This window comes from Roseburia sp. 831b, assembly GCF_001940165.2.
Lineage (GTDB): Bacteria > Bacillota > Clostridia > Lachnospirales > Lachnospiraceae > Roseburia.
This window is the reverse complement of the sequence record NZ_CP135162.1, coordinates 1,590,131-1,608,373: the sequence shown is the minus strand read 5'-3', so window position 1 is coordinate 1,608,373 and position 18,243 is coordinate 1,590,131. Positions and strand designations below refer to the sequence as shown.

The following is an 18,243-nucleotide window of genomic DNA, read 5'->3' as shown; positions in this document are numbered from 1 at the left end:
TAATAGTAAATGCATTTATGGAAGAAGGTATCTTACATGAAAATGCAAGAAAAAAGATAAGAAATCGAGGATAGTAAGATGGCATTATTAGAGCAGTGGCAGAAAGTTGCCTATAATGAAAAGACAGATAAGGGCGAATTACAGAGATTCTGGCAGAGATATTTTCTTTTAGAAAAAGGGGTTTATGAGAAATTATTGACAAATCCAGATGAAAAAGTCGAAGGAACTGTAAAAGAGCTTGCAGATAAATACGGCATCACTGTTATGGAAATGACAGGATTCTTAGATGGAATTAACGACAGCCTTGTAAAACCAAACCCAATCGAGACAATGGAAGAAGATACAAAGGTCAGCCTTGTATTTGATAAAGAGAAATTATACATGAACATGGTAGATGCGAAAGCAGACTGGTTATACGAACTTCCAATGTGGGACAACATCTTTGATGCAGATAAGAAGAAAAAATTATTCTTATTACAGAAGAAATCAGGTACAGTTGTAGTTGGAAAGAAAGTTGGACGTAACGATCCATGCCCATGCGGTTCTGGAAAGAAATACAAATACTGCTGTGGAAGATAATTTTTTGATACAAAATTTTTCAAAAAGGTCTTTACAGATTGAAAAAATAGGTCTACAATCAAGACAACTTAAGAAACCAACACGTGGATGAGACGAGTAGGTCGTGGAAGAATCCAGAGAGAGATGCCACTGATAGAGAGTGCGCTGGAAGCATCTTATTGGGAAACGATTGAAAACTACCTCGGAGTGGCCCCAATCCGGTCCGGTGATTCCGTTACCATCAGAAAGAGATTCTTTGAATTGTTGTAGTTAGATTCAAGGAGTGAATCTGGGTGGAACCACGGTGAATGAGCAAATCGTCCCTGACATTACGTTATGTAGTGTCAGGGATTTTTTAATTGATGGAAGGAGATATGACATGAAAATCACATTAAAAGATGGCTCTGTAAAAGAGTACAGTGAAGCAAAATCAGTTTATGACATCGCAAAAGATATCAGTGAAGGACTTGCACGCGTTGCCTGTGCAGGTGAAGTAAACGGTGAAATCGTAGATTTAAGAACCGTTTTGGAGAACGACTGCGAATTAAATATTGTAACAGCAAGTGACGCTGAGGGATTAAAAGTTATCCGTCATACAGCATCCCATGTATTGGCACAGGCAGTAAAACGTTTATTCCCAAATGCTAAAATTACGATCGGACCTGCGATTGAAGATGGTTTTTACTATGATTTTGAGGCAGAACCATTTTCCAGAGAAGATTTAGATAATCTGGAAAAAGAGATGAAAAAAATCATCAAAGAAGGTCATGAATTAAAGAGATTTACCCTTCCAAGAGAAGAGGCAATCAAATTCATGGAAGAAAAAGGCGAGCCTTTTAAAGTAGAATTAATTGAAGATTTGCCGGAGGGCGAGGAGATTTCCTTCTACGATCAGGGCGAATTCGTTGACCTTTGTGCAGGACCACATTTAATGAGCACAAAAGGAATCAAGGCATTCAAACTGACCTCTTCCTCCATGGCTTACTGGAGAGGAGATTCCAACAAAGCGCGTTTACAGAGAATTTATGGTACTGCATTTAATAAAAAAGAAGAGTTGAATGAGTACCTTGAGAAATTAGAAGATGCAAAACGTCGTGACCACAACAAACTTGGACGTGAGATGGGATTGTTCACCACAGTTGATGTTATCGGACAGGGACTTCCACTGTTTACTCCTAAGGGAACCAAGATGATTATGAAACTCCAGAGATGGATTGAGGACTTAGAGGATAACGAGTGGGGATATCTTCGTACCCGTACACCATTGATGGCAAAAGCTGACCTTTATAAGATTTCCGGTCACTGGGATCATTACATGGATGGTATGTTCATTTTAAATAAAGACAGCGATGATAAAGAGACCATGGCACTTCGTCCAATGACATGTCCATTCCAGTATTATGTATACATGAACGAGCAGCATTCTTACAGAGATCTTCCATATCGTATGGCAGAGACATCTACCTTATTCCGTAACGAGGATTCCGGAGAGATGCATGGACTTACACGTGTGCGTCAGTTTACCATCACAGAGGCTCACATTATTTTAACTCCGGATCAGGCAGAAGAAGAGTTAACAAGATGTACCGAGTTATGTCATTATGTTATGAAGACACTTGGTATTGACGGAGATGTTACTTACCGTCTTTCCAAATGGGATCCAAACAACAAGGAAAAATATCTTGGTGATGATGAATATTGGAACAGCACACAGCAGTATCTGCGTCATGTTATGGATGAAAATCATATTCCATATACAGAAGCAGACGGCGAGGCAGCATTCTATGGTCCTAAGATTGATATCCAGGCTAAGAATGTATACGGCAAAGAAGATACTATGGTTACTATCCAGTTAGACTGTGCATCGGCTGAAAAATTCGGCATGTACTATATTGATGAGAATGGTAACAAAGCACTTCCTTGGATCATCCACAGAACATCTATGGGATGTTATGAAAGAACACTTGCATGGTTAATCGAGCATTACGCTGGCAAGTTCCCAACATGGTTATGCCCAGAGCAGGTTCGTGTACTTCCGATTTCTGAGAAATACGAAGAGTATGCAAACAAAGTCTGCAAGGAGTTAAAGAAAAACGGTGTCGATGCAACCGTAGATAACCGTTCTGAAAAGATTGGTTACAAGATTCGCGAAGCAAGACTTGACAAACTTCCATACATGCTTGTTGTAGGACATCAGGAAGAAGCAGATGGAACCGTTTCTGTTCGAAGCCGTTTCGCAGGAGATGAAGGTGTGAAAGCACTTGACGTCTTTGTAAACCAGATTTGTGAAGAAATCCGCACCAAAGAAATCAGACAGGAACAGCCACAGGAAGAGACAAAATAACAGACTGATTTTATAAAAAAATAAAAAGCGAAGAAGGCACGCAAGCTTCCGTTCATCCGGATGCAAACGTGTCTTTTTTGATTTGAAAAATGAGAGAATCATAGTCTTTATAAAGTAAAACAATCCGCGAGGATGCAAGTGACGCGCAAAAGCAAATTTTTCTTGCATCATGGGAATGAAAAAAAGAAAAAGAACGCATACTACTTTGGAAACCGCAAACAGTTCTATAAGGAGGAAGAAACATGACAAACTTAGATTGTTCCGTAACAGGATGCTTTTACAACGAAGATAAGTGCTGTATGAAAGAAAATATTTTAGTGGATGGAAAAGATGCAACCGAGAATTCCGAGACTTGCTGCAGCAGCTTCAAGGAAAAAGGCTGTGGATGCAACACAAACACGGTTAAAAATTCCAAAAAAGAAGTAGATGTGTCCTGTGAAGCAACAAACTGTATGTTCAATGATGCCTGTAAATGTCAGGCAGAGCACATCGGAATTGCCGGTGGAAATGCATGTAACTGTAAAGAAACAGAATGTGCAAGCTTTGACTGTAAATAACAAAAATCTGCCTGCCAGTGTAATGCCATTGGCAGGCAGATTTTCTTAAACAGGGAATGTATGGGAGCTTTTTGTAGAAGTGCGAAAATAAGTAAAAACAGGTAGAAAATGGAGCTTGAAAGCATAAGCTTTTGGAAGTACTATGAGGATAGAGAGTTTGGAAAGGATGGATTTATATGAGAAAAAAGTCACATATTTCATTGGCACGTTATCTTGTTCAGAATGTAAAAGATGAAAATCTAAAGAAACACAAGTGGTCCTTTTATCTTGGAAGCATTTTGCCAGATATCAAACCGTCTTTTCTATACAAGCGTCATGAAATCACGGCAACTTATCCAAAACTGCAAAAAGAGATTGAAAAACTTGCAGAGGGCAAAAAACACCATGGAAAAAAGGGAAGAGCCTATTTTTTAGATTTAGGTCAGGTAACACACTACCTTGCAGATTATTTCACGTATCCACACAATAAGACGTTTCACGGAGGATTCCGGGAACATTGCAGTTATGAGGAGCGTTTGAAGAGAGATTTAAGAACATACTTAAAGAAGGGGAACACCAGACACGAGAAAGCAGAATTTCATTCCCCGGAAGCGCTTTGTAATTTTATTCAGAAGACACATGATGATTATAATAAGAAGAAACACGATGTCGAGGGCGATATCCGTCACATCGTCGAGGTGAATCAGAAAGCGGTTGAGGGCATGATTTCATTGCTTGCCCAAAAGAAAGAAGAACATTTTTTGAAACATTCCTAAAAGAAATTATCGTCAGTTTTGTCGAAAAATGGGGAAAAAATGAGGTGGCTTTTGTTTGATTTTTGCTGAATATGATAGTAATATGTAAGGGTAGGAGAAAGTTACATATATTTCCTATCGGGGTCTTACCATTGCGGGGTGCTGCATAAAAGGTTAAGAAACCGTTCTTTTGAGTCTGGCAGATTTTGCATGGACTAGAACTGCTTGATTGGCAAAAGATAAGGGTGTGGGGAACTCTTAGAAAGAAAGAAAGAAAGAAAGAAAGAACGAAATGAGAAAGCAGCAGACATAGGAATCTAAGCAGCAAGGAGGATTCATATGAGGGACATGACGGAACTACAAAAGGAAATCGAACTAGCTCGCCTAGAATTGGATGAGTCACTTTTACAAGAAGATGAATTTGGGGAATACTACCAGAAAAGTATCAGATTGGACAAGCTGATTGAAGAATACTTGGAGATGAAAGAACGGGTATAAGTTCTAAAGCGGGAAAATTGAGGAGAAATAACACCAGGTCAAATGCCTGGTGTTATTTTTTTGCCTGAAAGCAGTACTTTTTTCATGGATTTACTTGCAATTGTGGCGTGAGTGGAGTAAGATATACATAAAAGTGGAGGAAAGTGGTGGAGAATGGTATAAAGTGGAGTGAAAGTTTCAGTTTTGTGTCAAACCACCTAATCTGGAAGTAGGTGTTGTGTTATGTTCATGGGAGAGTACAATCACACAGTGGACCCGAAAGGCAGACTGATAGTTCCATCCAAATTCAGAGAACAGCTTGGGAATGAATTTGTGGTTACAAAGGGACTGGATGGATGCTTGTTTGTATATCCAAATGAAGAATGGCACAACATAGAAGAAAAATTTCGTAATATTTCCATGACCTCCAAAGATGCAAGAAAATTCTCCCGTTTCTTCTTCGCTGGGGCAGCGTCCTGTGAGTTGGACAAGCAGGGAAGAATTTTACTTCCATCCGTACTTAGGGAATATGCAGACCTTGAAAAAGATGTTGTTCTGGTGGGAGTGCTTAGCCGAATTGAAATCTGGAGCAAAGACAGATGGCTGGATAACAACAACTATGATGACATGGATGAAGTGGCAGAGCATATGGCCGATTTAGGATTAAGTATTTAAGACACAAGCCATTGGGCAGAAAGGATTGATGAAAAATGGAATTTAATCACTACTCAGTTTTACTAGAAGAGACAATTGAAAACCTGAATATCAAACCCGATGGTATTTATGTAGATGGAACACTTGGCGGGGGCGGACATTCTTACCAGATTGCCAAAAGATTATCCGAAAAGGGAAGATTGATTGGAATTGATCAGGATGAGGATGCAATTCGTGCCGCTAGTGAAAGATTAAACGAATTTCAAGATAAAGTTACCATCATTCGAAGCAACTACGCGAATATGAAAGAAGAGCTGCAAAAGATTGGAGTGGAAAAAGTGGATGGCATTGTATTAGACCTTGGAGTTTCCTCTTTCCAGTTAGATACACCGGAACGTGGATTTACTTACCGGGATGAAAATGCACCACTCGATATGAGAATGGATAACAGACAGACATTAACCGCAAAGGATATTGTAAATGAGTACAGCGAGATGGAGCTGTACCGCATTATCCGGGATTACGGAGAAGATAAATTTGCAAAAAATATTGCAAAACACATTGTAAAAGCAAGAGAAAAGAAACCGATTGAGACAACCGGAGATTTGACAGAAATTATCCGTGAGTCCATTCCGATGAAGATGCAGGTGACCAGCGGTCATCCGGCAAAACGTACGTTTCAGGCAATCCGAATTGAACTGAATCATGAGCTGGATGTGTTACAGAACAACTTAGATACCATGATTGAGATGTTAAATCCGGGTGGAAGAATCTGTATCATTACGTTCCATTCTCTTGAGGATCGTATTGTAAAAGTGAATTTCAAGAGAAATGAAAACCCATGTACATGCCCAAGTGATTTCCCGGTATGTGTATGTGGTGCTGTTTCAAAAGGGAAAGTTGTGACAAGAAAACCAATTTTACCATCAGAGAAAGAATTAGAAGAAAATAAACGCTCGAAGAGTGCGAAACTTAGAGTGTTTGAACGTGCTTAAATAAAAAATTGCGGATTTAGAGAGGAGTGAAGTGATATGGAAAACAGAAAGCCCAGAACAAACAATCAGACAAAAAATGAATTTTACATAGATGGAAATACGATAAGAAGATTAGAGGCTGCGCCGGATTACCGAAGCGTTGAGCGAAAAAGAAGAGAACAGGAAAGACGTCGCCAGGAAGAAGAACGCGAGGCTATGCAACGCAGAAAAAGACGCGCTGCAATGAAAAACCGTGAAAAAGCCTTAAGAATGAACCGTGGCTATGCTGTATTTTTGATGACAGCGGTTGCATTACTCGTTGGCTTTGCCTGTGGTTACGTGAAGTTACAGTCAGATGTCACAACCAGAATGAACCATATTGCAAGCTTAGAAACACAGATTGCAGATTTAAAGGCAGACAATGATGCAACAGAAAAAAGAGTGAACACCGCAACCGATTTAGATGCGGTAAAAGATGTTGCAATGAACCAGTTAGGAATGACTTACGCGACACCGGAGCAGATTGTGTACTATTCGGTTGACAACGAAGATTACATGAACCAGTATCGTGATATTCCAAACAACTAGGAGCATAAAGTGGGAAAAAAGAAAAAAGAAAAACCATTGACAAAATTTCCAAAGCGGATGCAGAAAAAATTAATTGTAATGTTTATCTGCATTACCCTTTTTCTTGGCATTCTCATTGGAAGACTGATGTATATTGAATATACCAGTGGAGAAAAATATGAAAAAATTGTCCTGTCTCAGCAGGAATACGACAGTCAGACCATTCCGTATCAGCGCGGAGATATTGTCGATACGAAAGGAACCGTTCTAGCTACAAGTGTAGCTGTATACAATGTGATTTTGGACTGCTCGGTTATGACAAGCAAGGATGCCTACATTGAGCCGACGATTGATGCATTGGTGCAGTGTTTCCCGGATTATGTGACAAAAGAGACGCTCGAATCTTATGCAAAAGATTCAAAGGACAGCAGATACATTGTGCTTGCCAAGAAACTTCCATACGAACAGGTACAGGCTTTTACCGATTTACAGGAACAAGAGGATGAAAAAGGAAAGCTGGTAAACCCGAATATCAAGGGTGTGTGGTTTGAAAAAGAATACCAGAGGGAATATCCATACAATACCCTGGCAAGTTCCCTGATTGGATTTACAACATCCGGGAATGTGGGAATCAATGGAATCGAGAATTATTATAACGATACGTTAAACGGTGTAAACGGAAGAACGTATGGTTATTTGAATTCGGATAATAATTTTGAAAAAACGGTCAAAGAAGCGGAAGATGGAAATACCGTTGTCAGTACGATTGACGCAAATATTCAGTCCATTGTAGAATCCAAGATTTTAGAATTTAACGAAGCCTACACGAACAATTACCGTGAAGGGGAAGCCGGTGCAAAGCACATTGCGGTTTTAGCGATGAACCCGAACAACGGGGAAGTGCTTGCGATGGCAAGTTATCCAAACTACGATTTAAACAATCCAAGAGACCTTTCTTCCTATTATACACAGGAAGAAATTGATGCGATGGATGATGATACAAAGTTAGATATCTTAAATGATTTGTGGCAGAATTTTTGCGTGACATCGACTTATGAACCGGGATCTACGGCAAAACCATTTACTGTAGCAACCGGATTAGATACTGCGACCTTGCAGCCGACAGATGAGTTCGACTGCGATGGATATGAGATGATAGCAGGCTATCCAAAGCCACTTCGCTGTGTCAACCGAAACGGTCATGGACATGAGACGATTGAACAGGCGCTTATGAATTCCTGTAATGATGCCTTGATGCAGATGTCATACTGGATTGGAATTGACAATTTCACCAAATACCAGCAGATATTTGGGTTTGGACAAAAGACCAATATTGACCTGCCGGGTGAGGCAAGAACGGATTCTTTGATTTATACCAAGGATACGATGACACCGATTGACCTTGCAACCAACTCATTTGGACAGTGTTTTAACGTGACCATGATTCAGATGGGAACCGCATTTTCTTCCTTAATTAATGGGGGATATCTGTATCAGCCAAGGGTTGTGAAAAAAATAACAGACTCCGATGGCAACACCATCGAGGAAAAGGGTGCAACACTTTTAAGAGAGACCGTTTCTAGTTCAACAAGCGACACGGTAAAAGGATATTTATATAATGTTGTGGCACAGGGAACTGCCTCCACTGCAAAAGTAGATGGCTATTCCATGGGTGGAAAGACCGGTACGGCACAGAAGCACCCGATTGAAGAAAAGAAATATTTAGTTTCCTTCATTGGTTATGCGCCGCAGGAAAATCCACAGATTGTAATTTACTGTATTGTGGACGAGCCAAACGCAGCAGATCAGGCACATAGTACTTACGCACAGAATATCGTGCGTGAGATTATGAAAGAGGTTTACCCTTATATGAATATCTATCCGGATGAAGAGCTTACGGGCATCAACGACGGATACACCATTACAGGGGCACCAAACTCCGCAACATCACCGACCAACCAGTCTGCCGCAGCAGATCAGGCTGCCAATACAGGTGTTCAGGATTCCGTTGTCGGCGAAGATAATGCAGAATCCATTGAAGAAGGAACCGGCGAGAATGTTCCGGAAGAACCACAAAGAGAAGATACCAATACTCCGGAAGGACAGTAAAAATACAAATGACTTCATAACCTCATAAAAGTTTGAATAGATTCTAGTAAGGCTTTTATGAGGTTTTTTGTATGTATCGGAGTAAGACGTTTCATCGAAAAAAGATATGGATTATGTTTTTGTTCATTTTTTTCATCTCTCTTTTTTTGATTGGAAGACTTGTTTATCTGATGATATTTTGTTCGGAATACTATGGAAAGAAAGCGGAAGATTTGCACGAAAGGGAGCGTGATATCAAGGCGGCAAGAGGGCAGATTGTGGATGCAACCGGGACCGTACTTGCAACCAACCGCTCCGTGTGTACCATATCGGTGATTCACAGCCAGATAGAAGATCCGGAAAGGGTCATCGATGTACTGGTAAAAGAATTGGGACTTTCTGAGGAAATAGTAAGGAAAAGAGTGGAAAAGGTAAGCTCGATTGAACGAATCAAGACGAATGTTCCGAAGGAGACCGGCGATGCCATCCGGGAGTATCAGCTTGCAGGGGTAAAAGTGGATGAGGATTACAAAAGGTATTATCCCTATGACACGCTTGCATCAAAAGTAATTGGTTTTACAGGAGCCGATAATCAGGGGATACTTGGTCTGGAGGTAAAATATGAGGATTATCTAAAAGGAACAGATGGCAAAATTTTGACGCTGACGGATGCAAGAGGGGTTGAGATTGAAAATGCAGGGGAGACGAGAATGGAGCCGGTAAACGGAAATGATTTATATATTTCCCTGGATTCGAATATTCAGATGTACTGTGAACAGGCGGCGCAAAAGGTTTATACAGAAAAAGAGGCACAGAATGTGTCTGTGCTTGTGATGAATCCGCAAAATGGAGAGGTTATGGCAATGGTCAATTACCCGGAGTTTCATTTAAATGATCCGTTTACGCTAGACTGTGAACTGACCGGAACTGAGACGGAGGAACAAAAACAGGAACTGCGGAATCAGATGTGGAGAAATCCCTGTATCAATGATACATATGAGCCAGGTTCTACCTTCAAGATCATCACGACAGCGGCCGCACTAGAGGAGGGCGTTCTTTCTTTAGATGACCAGTTTCAGTGTCCGGGGTTTAAGATTGTGGAGGACCGCAAAATCAGATGCCACAAGGTAGGAGGACATGGGAGTGAAACATTTGTAGAGGGAATCATGAATTCCTGTAACCCGGTTTTTATTGAGGTAGGACTTCGACTGGGACCAGAACGCTTCTATCAGTATTTTAAACAGTTTGGGCTGTTGTCAAAAACCAATATTGACCTCCCCGGCGAGGCGGCAACCATTATGCACCAGCTGGATAATATCGGTCAGGTAGAACTTGCAACCATTTCCTTTGGGCAGTCCTTTCAGATTACACCAATCCAGCTTGCGACAACAGTTTCGTCCCTTATCAATGGAGGAACAAGGGTGACGCCGCATTTTGGTGTCTGTGCAAAAGATGAAAATGGAAAAGTGGTGGAAACATTTTCTTATAAGAGTTATGATAATATCTGTGAGGAAGAAACTTCAGAAACGCTGCGTTATTTGCTGGAAAAAGTTGTGTCAGAAGGAACCGGTAAAAATGGTGCGGTGGAAGGGTTTGAAATTGGCGGAAAGACAGCGACCTCACAGACGCTTCCAAGATCAGACCACAAGTATATTTCTTCCTTTTTAGGGTTTGCTCCGGCGTCAGACCCACAGGTGCTGGTGCTTGTGATTATCAGGGATCCGAAAGGGGTTTACTATGGAGGTACCATTGCAGCTCCGGTGGCAAAAGAAATCTTTGAGAATGTGTTACCCTACCTTGATAAATAAGAAAAAATAACGTATACTAGAAAAACGATGGGCATCCGCAGGACGAGATGCTCATATGTTCGTTAAGAAAGTACAAGAGGTGTGAAATTATGACATATGAAGTAGTAATTCCGGTAATGATTGCATTTGCAATCAGCGCAATTTTAGGTCCAATTGTGATTCCATTTTTGAGAAAATTAAAAATTGGGCAGACAGAACGAAAAGAATTAGAATCTCATCAAAAGAAGATGGGAACGCCAACGATGGGCGGAATCATCATTTTGGCAAGTATCATTCTGACATCACTTTTTTACATCAAAGATCAGCCAAAGATTATTCCAATTCTTTTTATGACAGTAGGATTTGGCGCAATCGGATTTTTAGATGACTATTTAAAAGTTGTGCTGCGTAGATCAGATGGACTTTTGGCATGGCAGAAGATGATTCTTCAGATTATTGTAACTACAGTTTTCGTTGTATACATGTTAAATTACACAGATGTATCCCTTACCATGTTGCTCCCATTTTCCGGCGGAAAATATTGGAACATTGGCTGGGTTGCAGTCCCACTTATGTATTTTGTGGTAATCGGAACGGTAAATGGTGTGAACTTCACAGACGGATTAGACGGTCTTGCGTCAAGTGTTACGATTATGGTAGCCACCTTCTTTTCTGTTGTGGCAATCGGAACAAATGCAGGTGTTTCTGCAATCACTTGTGCAGTGGTAGGTGCACTGCTTGGATTTTTATTGTTTAACGTATATCCTGCAAGCGTATTTATGGGAGATACCGGTTCTTTGGCGCTAGGTGGTTTTGTGGCAGCAACCGCATACATGATGCAGATGCCGTTGTTTATTTTATTGGTGGGATTTATTTACTTAGTAGAAGTACTGTCCGTTATCATTCAGGTAACTTACTTTAAGAAGACTGGCGGAAAACGAATTTTTAGAATGGCACCAATCCATCACCACTTTGAACTGGGTGGCTGGTCCGAGACAAGAGTAGTAGCAGTATTTTCGATTGTGACAGCGATGCTTTGTTTAGTGGCATTACTTGCATTATAAAAGAGGTTAGATAGGAAGGTGTGTTCAATGGAACTGACAGGAAAAAAAGTTTTGGTAGTAGGCTCTGGAATCAGTGGAGTCGCAGCAACAGAGCTGTTAAAGAAAAAAGGAATTGAAGTGATTCTTTTTGATGGAAACAAGGATTTAGATGTAGAGGTTTTGCGTGAAAAATCACCTGTTTTTGCAGATGTAGAGATTGTGTTAGGAGAGTTGACAGAGACGGTCAGCAATCAGATTGACCTTGTAGTCTTAAGTCCGGGTGTTCCGACCGATTTGCCAATGGTGGAGGATCTTCGCAAAAAAGAGATTCCAATCTGGGGTGAGATTGAGCTGGCATATCATTTTGCAAAAGGCAAAATTGTTGCAATTACCGGAACAAACGGAAAAACTACAACAACTGCATTGACAGGACAGATTATGGAACACTACTTTAAGGATGTAAAAGTGGTGGGAAATATCGGAATTCCATATACATCCGTTGCGGCAGATACAACGGAGGATACGGTCACAGTTGCAGAAATCAGTAGTTTCCAGCTAGAGACAACACATGAATTTAAACCTGTGGTTTCCGCAATTTTAAATATTACACCGGATCACCTGAACCGCCATCATACGATGGAATGCTATATCAAGACGAAAGAGAGCATTACAAAGAATCAGGGAGAAAATGAATGTTGTGTCTTAAATTATGAGGATGACGTCCTTCGTGCATTTGGAAAAGAGTGTAAGACAAACGTTGTATTCTTTAGCAGCAAAAGAAAATTAGACCAGGGCTTTTACCTTGAGAACGATACCATTTATTATGCAGATGGAAAAACAACACAAAAAGTCATTGATGTGGATGAATTAAATATCCTAGGTGCGCATAATTATGAAAATGTAATGGCTGCAACGGCAATTGCAATGAAGATGGGGGTTCCGCTTGATAAAATTGTAGAAGTCTTAAAAGTGTTCCAGGCGGTAGAGCACCGTATTGAATATGTGACAGAAAAAAGAGGCGTGAAGTTCTACAATGATTCAAAGGGAACAAACCCGGATGCTGCCATCAAGGGAATCAGTGCGATGAACCGTCCGACCCTGCTTATCGGAGGCGGTTATGATAAACAGTCCGAATACGATGAATGGATAGAAAGCTTCCATGGAAAAGTAAAGAAACTTGTTCTGATTGGGCAGACAAAAGAAAAAATCGCAGCATGTGCAAAAAAACATGGATTTACAGATGTAGTTCTATGCGATACCTTTGAGGAAGCAATCGATTATTGTTACCAGAATGCAGTAAGCGGGGATGCAGTTTTATTGTCACCTGCATGTGCAAGCTGGGGCATGTTCCCGAACTATGAAGTGCGTGGAAAGATTTTTAAAGAGTATGTCAGAAATCTTGCAGAATAAAAACAAACAGGTTTCAATGGAATGGGAGTGACTGAATGGCACAAAAAGAAGGAAAGAAGAAAGAAAAAACCGTCCGCTATTTTGATTATAGTCTTTTGTTTATTGTGATATTTTTACTTGGCTTTGGTCTTGTAATGCTATATAGTACCAGCTCTTATTCCGGTGCAACCAAATACAACGATGCGGCTCATTACCTCAAACGTCAGATGGCGTCAACTGCCCTTGGTCTGGTAGTGATGGCATTTCTTTCCAAGGTGGATTATCATTTTTGGAGAAAATTAGGAGGGCTTGCCTACATCGGAGCACTTGGACTTTGTACGGCCGTAATTTTTGTCGGTCATGAGAGTAAAGGACAGGCGAGATGGCTTTATATTGGAGGGGTTTCCTTCCAGCCATCCGAGTTTGCAAAGCTTGCCGTAATTTTGTTTTTGGCAATGATTATTTATAAGATTCCAAAGCAGATGGGAAGATTCCGAAGCCTTGTCATTGTGATGGCACTTATTATCCCGATTGTCGGAGTGGTTGCGTACAACAACTTAAGTACTGCCATTATCATTATGGGAATTGCAGTCTGTATGCTGTTTGTGGCGAGCCCGAAGTATTCACACTTTGTCTGGATGGTGCTTGTGGTAGGCGTGGTAGGTGTTATATTTGTTCTGCTGGAGTCTTACCGTGCAGAACGAATTCAGATTTGGCTGGACCCGACCTCATCGGATAAAGGTTACCAGACATTGCAGGGATTGTATGCGATTGGTTCCGGAGGCTTGTTTGGAAAAGGCCTAGGAGAGAGTATGCAAAAACTCGGCTTTATCCCGGAAGCCCAAAACGATATGATTTTTTCTATTATCTGTGAGGAACTTGGGCTGTTTGGCGCAATTTGTGTGATAGCACTGTTTTTGCTTTTAATCTGGAGATTTATGATTATCGCAAACAATGCGGCAGACTTATATGGAGCGCTGATTGTGGTTGGAATTATGGCGCATATTTCCATACAGGTGGTATTAAACATTGCGGTTGTAACCAACACAATTCCGAATACCGGAATTTCACTTCCATTTATCAGTTATGGTGGAACGTCAATCATGTTCCTTTTAGCGGAGATTGGGTTAGCACTAAGTGTATCGCGTGGCATTAAATTTGATGCGATTTAACACGCAAAAAAGAGGCTTGGAATGATTCGAGAGAAAAGAAAGAAAAAGAAGAGAAGAAAGATAGGCTTAATTGTATTTTTGTGTATCTTACTCTTATTGGCAGTGGGTGCACTTGTTGTCATAAAAGTATTTACGGTCAAGGATGTCGTTGTGGAAGGAAATGAACTTTATTCCGATGATCAGGTCAAGGAATGGGTATTAAACGACGACTATTCCTGGAATACGCTTTATAACGTCCTAAAGTACAAATTTAAAAAGACAGAGGAAATTCCATTTATCGATACGTTAGAAATCTCGATGGACAACCCGCATGTACTTCATGTAACGGTGTATGAAAAAGGAATTCTTGGATATCTTTATATTGATGCAATCGGGCAGAATGCATATTTTGATAAGGACGGTTTTGTGGTGGAGACGTCAAAGGATGTGATAGACGGTGTGCCAAAAGTGACGGGACTTGACTGCAGCGAGGTTGTCTTATATGAACAGCTTCCGTTGGAGAACAAAGATATTTTAAAAAATCTGCTGACACTGACACAGGTTTTAAAAAAATATAAGGTGCTCCCGAATGAGATTTCCTATGACACATCCTATGAGCCGACATTAAATTATAACGGAATATCGGTTATTGTAGGTGATGACGAGGAACTGACACAAAAGGTAGTACGTTTGTCATACATTCTGCCGCAGCTAGAAGGACAGGCCGGAACACTACATTTAGAAAATTGGAGCGAGCAAACAACAGATATTGTATTTGACAGAGCACAATAAAAATAAAATTTCGAAATTTTTTTTGAAAATAAGGTTGATTAATTGAAGGAAAAATTATATTATAGTATATGAGTTTATAACGGATAGGAATAGGTAGACGGATAAACTTAAGAAAGAATGAGATATAATTTTTTATATAAATTTTGAGGAGATATGAAGGAGGAAGCACCTTGCTTGAGATTAAAACAACAGACGCAGATTCTAATGCAAAAATAATCGTAGTCGGAGTCGGTGGAGCTGGTAATAATGCGATAAATAGAATGATTGATGAGAATATTTGCGGAGTAGAGTTTATCGGAGTTAATACAGATAAACAGGCATTGGCACTTTGCAAGGCACCAACATTGCTTCAGATTGGTGAAAAACTGACTAAGGGATTAGGTGCGGGAGCACAGCCTGAGATTGGTTCTAAGGCAGCAGAGGAGAGTGCAGAAGAGATTTCCGCAGCAGTAAAAGGTGCTGACATGGTATTCATTACCTGTGGAATGGGTGGTGGAACCGGAACAGGTGCTGCACCTGTTGTTGCAAAGATTGCAAAAGATCAGGGAATCCTGACCGTAGGTGTTGTAACAAAGCCTTTTAAATTTGAAGCAAAACAGCGTATGGTAAACGCAATTTCCGGTATCGAACGTTTGAAAGACAACGTGGATACCTTGATTGTAATTCCAAACGATAAATTACTTGAGATTGTAGACAGAAGAACTACAATGCCAGATGCATTGCGCAAAGCAGACGAAGTTTTACAGCAGTCTGTTCAGGGTATTACAGACTTAATCAATGTACCTGCATTGATTAACCTTGACTTTGCCGATGTATGTACCGTCATGAGGGACAAGGGTATGGCTCATATCGGTATCGGTTCTGCAAAAGGTGATGATAAGGCAAATGAGGCAGTGAAGCTTGCAGTTGCAAGTCCACTTCTTGAGACAAGCATCAACGGTGCTTCTCATGTCATCATCAATGTATCCGGAGATATCTCCCTGATGGATGCAAACGATGCTGCAAGCTATGTTCAGAGTCTTACCGGAGAAGATACAAATGTTATCTTCGGTGCAAAATATGATGAATCTATGCAGGATGAGGTAACAATCACTGTCATTGCGACAGGACTTGAGAATCCAGCTGCAGCAAACAAGATTATGCCACAGCTTAAATATCAGAATCCAACTCCTACACCAACGCCAAGACCGGCAACAAGCATGTTGAACAGACCATCCTCTACGACAACAGCAACTGGATTTGGAGCAGGTGCTGCAACACCTCGCCAGACAACGACGACATCAACACCAACTTTTAGTGGAATCCAGAAACCACGTCAGCCAGAAAGCACAGTACAGCAGGTTGATATCAAGATTCCAGATTTCTTAAAGAATTCAAGAAAATAAGATGAGATAAAAGCTACACTCTTTTTGGGGTGTAGCTTTTTTTGTCGGAAAAAGAAAATGATTTCGAACAGAAAAGGACGCTTGTTTGACAAAATAAGCAGTCTCTTTTTTTTATAATAAAGAGGAATTGGAGGTGACAAGATATTTATGTTTTCTATGCGGATGTTTTTTTCTTTCAAAATTTATTGATGGATTATATGGCACTTGCAGGGACAAATCATCTTTTACATAGAAAGGAAAAGAATACAAAACTAATTGTAGTTGCATTTGTGGCATCTGGAATAGGGCTGCTTTTTCTTTTTTTTCTGAAAAGCTACTCCTGGTATCTGGGCATAACCCATCTGGTTCTAGGACCGGCAATGGTAGTTGCTGCATTTGGAATGGTAGGGAGGAGAAGCTTTTTCGAAAACTGGGGTGTCTGCTATCTGATGTTGTTGCTGTTAGGCGGCGTATGGAATCTTTTAAACAGGGAATGTCAGGGAATTGCAATGGAAACCGGAAAAATTTGCGTGGTGGTTCTGATTTTCGTCACGTGTGTCGATTATCTGGCAAGAAGAAAAAAACGTGCAGCGCATTGTTATACCGTGTGGATTTCTCACCAGGGAAAAAGGAAAAAAATATACGCATACTGGGATAGCGGAAACCAATTGATGGATTGCTATACAAAAGAACCGGTGCATGTTGTATCAAAAAAGTGCATAGAAGAATTTGAAAAAGATGGACCATTGCCATACCGGCTGGTTCCTTTTTGCGCCATTGGAGAAAAACATGGATGTCTAAAGGTTGCGACGCTAGAGGAAATGGAGATTTTAGAGAAAGAGCATTCCATACAGATACGTCCTGTCGTAATCGGGGTTGCGGAGGACGGAGAACTTGATAACCGGGAATATCAGATGATTTTACATGCAACGGCGCTGGAACAAAAAATCAAAGGGAAAGAAGGGTAAAACAATGATAAAGATGATGTGGAAGGAGGCAGTGCCACATATATTGCCAAGAATCTGTGGCATTTTTAAGAAAAAGGAGCAGGAAATTTTCTACATAGGCGGGGCGGAAATCCTGCCACCACCGCTAGAGGCAGCGGAGGAAAATGCGTGTATTATCTGTCTTGGAGGGGACGAAGAGAAGGAGGCAAAAAAGAAACTGATTGAGCACAATCTAAGGCTGGTTGTCTATATTGCCAAAAAATTTGACAATACAGGGGTTGGCGTGGAAGATTTGATTTCCATTGGAACGATTGGGCTGATTAAGGCAATCAACACCTTTAACCCGGACAAAAACATCAAGCTTGCCACTTATGCGTCCAGGTGTATCGAGAATGAGATTTTAATGTATCTGCGCAGAAATAACAAGACCAAACAGGAAGTTTCGATTGACGAGCCTTTAAATGTCGACTGGGATGGAAATGAATTGCTCCTCTCGGATATTCTTGGAACGGAGGAGGATGTTATCTACCGGGATATGGAGCACGATGTAGAAAAAAGACTGCTGTTTAAGGCGATTGAAAAATTATCCGGAAGGGAGAGATTGATTATTGAACTTCGTTTTGGATTAAATTCCAAGGAAGGAATTGAAAAAACGCAGAAGGAGGTAGCGGATATGTTAGGAATTTCACAATCTTATATTTCTAGATTGGAGAAGAAAATCATGATTCGGTTGAAAAAAGAAATCGTAAAATTCGAATAAAGTGTTACAATAAAGTTAGAAATATTTGAAATAGGAGAGGTAAAAAACACACGAGGA

The 18,243-nt window shown here is 40.6% G+C and carries 18 protein-coding genes; all 18 read left to right on the top strand.

Going from position 1 to position 18,243, the window contains the following annotated elements; translation table 11 throughout:
* Nucleotides 1-78: 78 nt before the first annotated feature.
* The 18 genes from BIV16_RS07620 to sigE all read left to right on the top strand — a co-directional run bounded on the left by BIV16_RS07620 (nucleotide 79) and on the right by sigE (nucleotide 18,186).
* Nucleotides 79-579, top strand: a complete 501-nt coding sequence (locus tag BIV16_RS07620) for an SEC-C metal-binding domain-containing protein (RefSeq protein WP_075678416.1) — start codon at nucleotides 79-81, stop codon at nucleotides 577-579.
* Between the two features lie 87 nt (nucleotides 580-666).
* The gene (locus BIV16_RS07615; protein ID WP_159435892.1) at nucleotides 667-828 is read left to right on the top strand and encodes a hypothetical protein; all 162 of its coding nucleotides are present in this window, start codon (nucleotides 667-669) and stop codon (nucleotides 826-828) included.
* Between the two features lie 109 nt (nucleotides 829-937).
* Nucleotides 938-2,902, top strand: coding sequence for a threonine--tRNA ligase (thrS, locus tag BIV16_RS07610; RefSeq protein WP_075678417.1), 1,965 nt, complete (start codon nucleotides 938-940; stop codon nucleotides 2,900-2,902).
* A gap of 242 nt (nucleotides 2,903-3,144) precedes the next feature.
* Nucleotides 3,145-3,459 carry a DUF1540 domain-containing protein gene (locus tag BIV16_RS07605; RefSeq protein WP_075678418.1) on the top strand — a complete coding sequence of 105 codons (315 nt, stop codon included), beginning with the start codon at nucleotides 3,145-3,147 and terminating at the stop codon, nucleotides 3,457-3,459.
* A 176-nt stretch (nucleotides 3,460-3,635) separates the two neighbouring features.
* Entirely contained in the window at nucleotides 3,636-4,214 is a 579-nt protein-coding gene (locus tag BIV16_RS07600; protein WP_075678419.1) for a zinc dependent phospholipase C family protein, read from the top strand.
* 318 nt (nucleotides 4,215-4,532) lie between these two features.
* On the top strand, nucleotides 4,533-4,691 hold the full coding sequence (locus tag BIV16_RS07595) for a hypothetical protein (RefSeq protein ID WP_173664520.1): 159 nt from the start codon (nucleotides 4,533-4,535) through the stop codon (nucleotides 4,689-4,691).
* A gap of 222 nt (nucleotides 4,692-4,913) precedes the next feature.
* A complete protein-coding gene (mraZ, locus tag BIV16_RS07590; RefSeq protein WP_075678420.1) occupies nucleotides 4,914-5,345 on the top strand; it encodes a division/cell wall cluster transcriptional repressor MraZ in 432 nt (143 codons plus the stop codon).
* 35 nt (nucleotides 5,346-5,380) lie between these two features.
* On the top strand, nucleotides 5,381-6,319 hold the full coding sequence (gene rsmH / locus BIV16_RS07585; protein WP_075678421.1) for a 16S rRNA (cytosine(1402)-N(4))-methyltransferase RsmH: 939 nt from the start codon (nucleotides 5,381-5,383) through the stop codon (nucleotides 6,317-6,319).
* 36 nt (nucleotides 6,320-6,355) lie between these two features.
* A complete protein-coding gene (locus BIV16_RS07580) occupies nucleotides 6,356-6,886 on the top strand; it encodes a hypothetical protein (protein ID WP_075678422.1) in 531 nt (176 codons plus the stop codon).
* 9 nt (nucleotides 6,887-6,895) lie between these two features.
* The gene (locus BIV16_RS07575) at nucleotides 6,896-8,974 is read left to right on the top strand and encodes a peptidoglycan D,D-transpeptidase FtsI family protein (RefSeq protein WP_143524668.1); all 2,079 of its coding nucleotides are present in this window, start codon (nucleotides 6,896-6,898) and stop codon (nucleotides 8,972-8,974) included.
* 71 nt (nucleotides 8,975-9,045) lie between these two features.
* Complete coding sequence (locus tag BIV16_RS07570) at nucleotides 9,046-10,761, top strand: peptidoglycan D,D-transpeptidase FtsI family protein (protein WP_075678423.1); 1,716 nt, start codon at nucleotides 9,046-9,048, stop codon at nucleotides 10,759-10,761.
* Between the two features lie 89 nt (nucleotides 10,762-10,850).
* On the top strand, nucleotides 10,851-11,804 hold the full coding sequence (gene mraY, locus BIV16_RS07565; RefSeq protein ID WP_075678424.1) for a phospho-N-acetylmuramoyl-pentapeptide-transferase: 954 nt from the start codon (nucleotides 10,851-10,853) through the stop codon (nucleotides 11,802-11,804).
* A 27-nt stretch (nucleotides 11,805-11,831) separates the two neighbouring features.
* A complete protein-coding gene (gene murD / locus BIV16_RS07560) occupies nucleotides 11,832-13,193 on the top strand; it encodes a UDP-N-acetylmuramoyl-L-alanine--D-glutamate ligase (RefSeq protein ID WP_075678425.1) in 1,362 nt (453 codons plus the stop codon).
* A 35-nt stretch (nucleotides 13,194-13,228) separates the two neighbouring features.
* Entirely contained in the window at nucleotides 13,229-14,344 is a 1,116-nt protein-coding gene (locus BIV16_RS07555) for an FtsW/RodA/SpoVE family cell cycle protein (protein WP_075678426.1), read from the top strand.
* A 21-nt stretch (nucleotides 14,345-14,365) separates the two neighbouring features.
* Nucleotides 14,366-15,115, top strand: coding sequence for a cell division protein FtsQ/DivIB (locus BIV16_RS07550; RefSeq protein ID WP_075678427.1), 750 nt, complete (start codon nucleotides 14,366-14,368; stop codon nucleotides 15,113-15,115).
* Between the two features lie 170 nt (nucleotides 15,116-15,285).
* The gene (gene ftsZ / locus BIV16_RS07545) at nucleotides 15,286-16,500 is read left to right on the top strand and encodes a cell division protein FtsZ (RefSeq protein ID WP_075678428.1); all 1,215 of its coding nucleotides are present in this window, start codon (nucleotides 15,286-15,288) and stop codon (nucleotides 16,498-16,500) included.
* Between the two features lie 197 nt (nucleotides 16,501-16,697).
* Nucleotides 16,698-17,447: a sigma-E processing peptidase SpoIIGA gene (locus BIV16_RS07540; RefSeq protein WP_242940291.1), complete on the top strand. Its 750-nt coding sequence runs from the start codon at nucleotides 16,698-16,700 to the stop codon at nucleotides 17,445-17,447.
* A gap of 13 nt (nucleotides 17,448-17,460) precedes the next feature.
* Entirely contained in the window at nucleotides 17,461-18,186 is a 726-nt protein-coding gene (gene sigE / locus BIV16_RS07535) for an RNA polymerase sporulation sigma factor SigE (protein WP_075678952.1), read from the top strand.
* Nucleotides 18,187-18,243 lie beyond the last annotated feature (57 nt).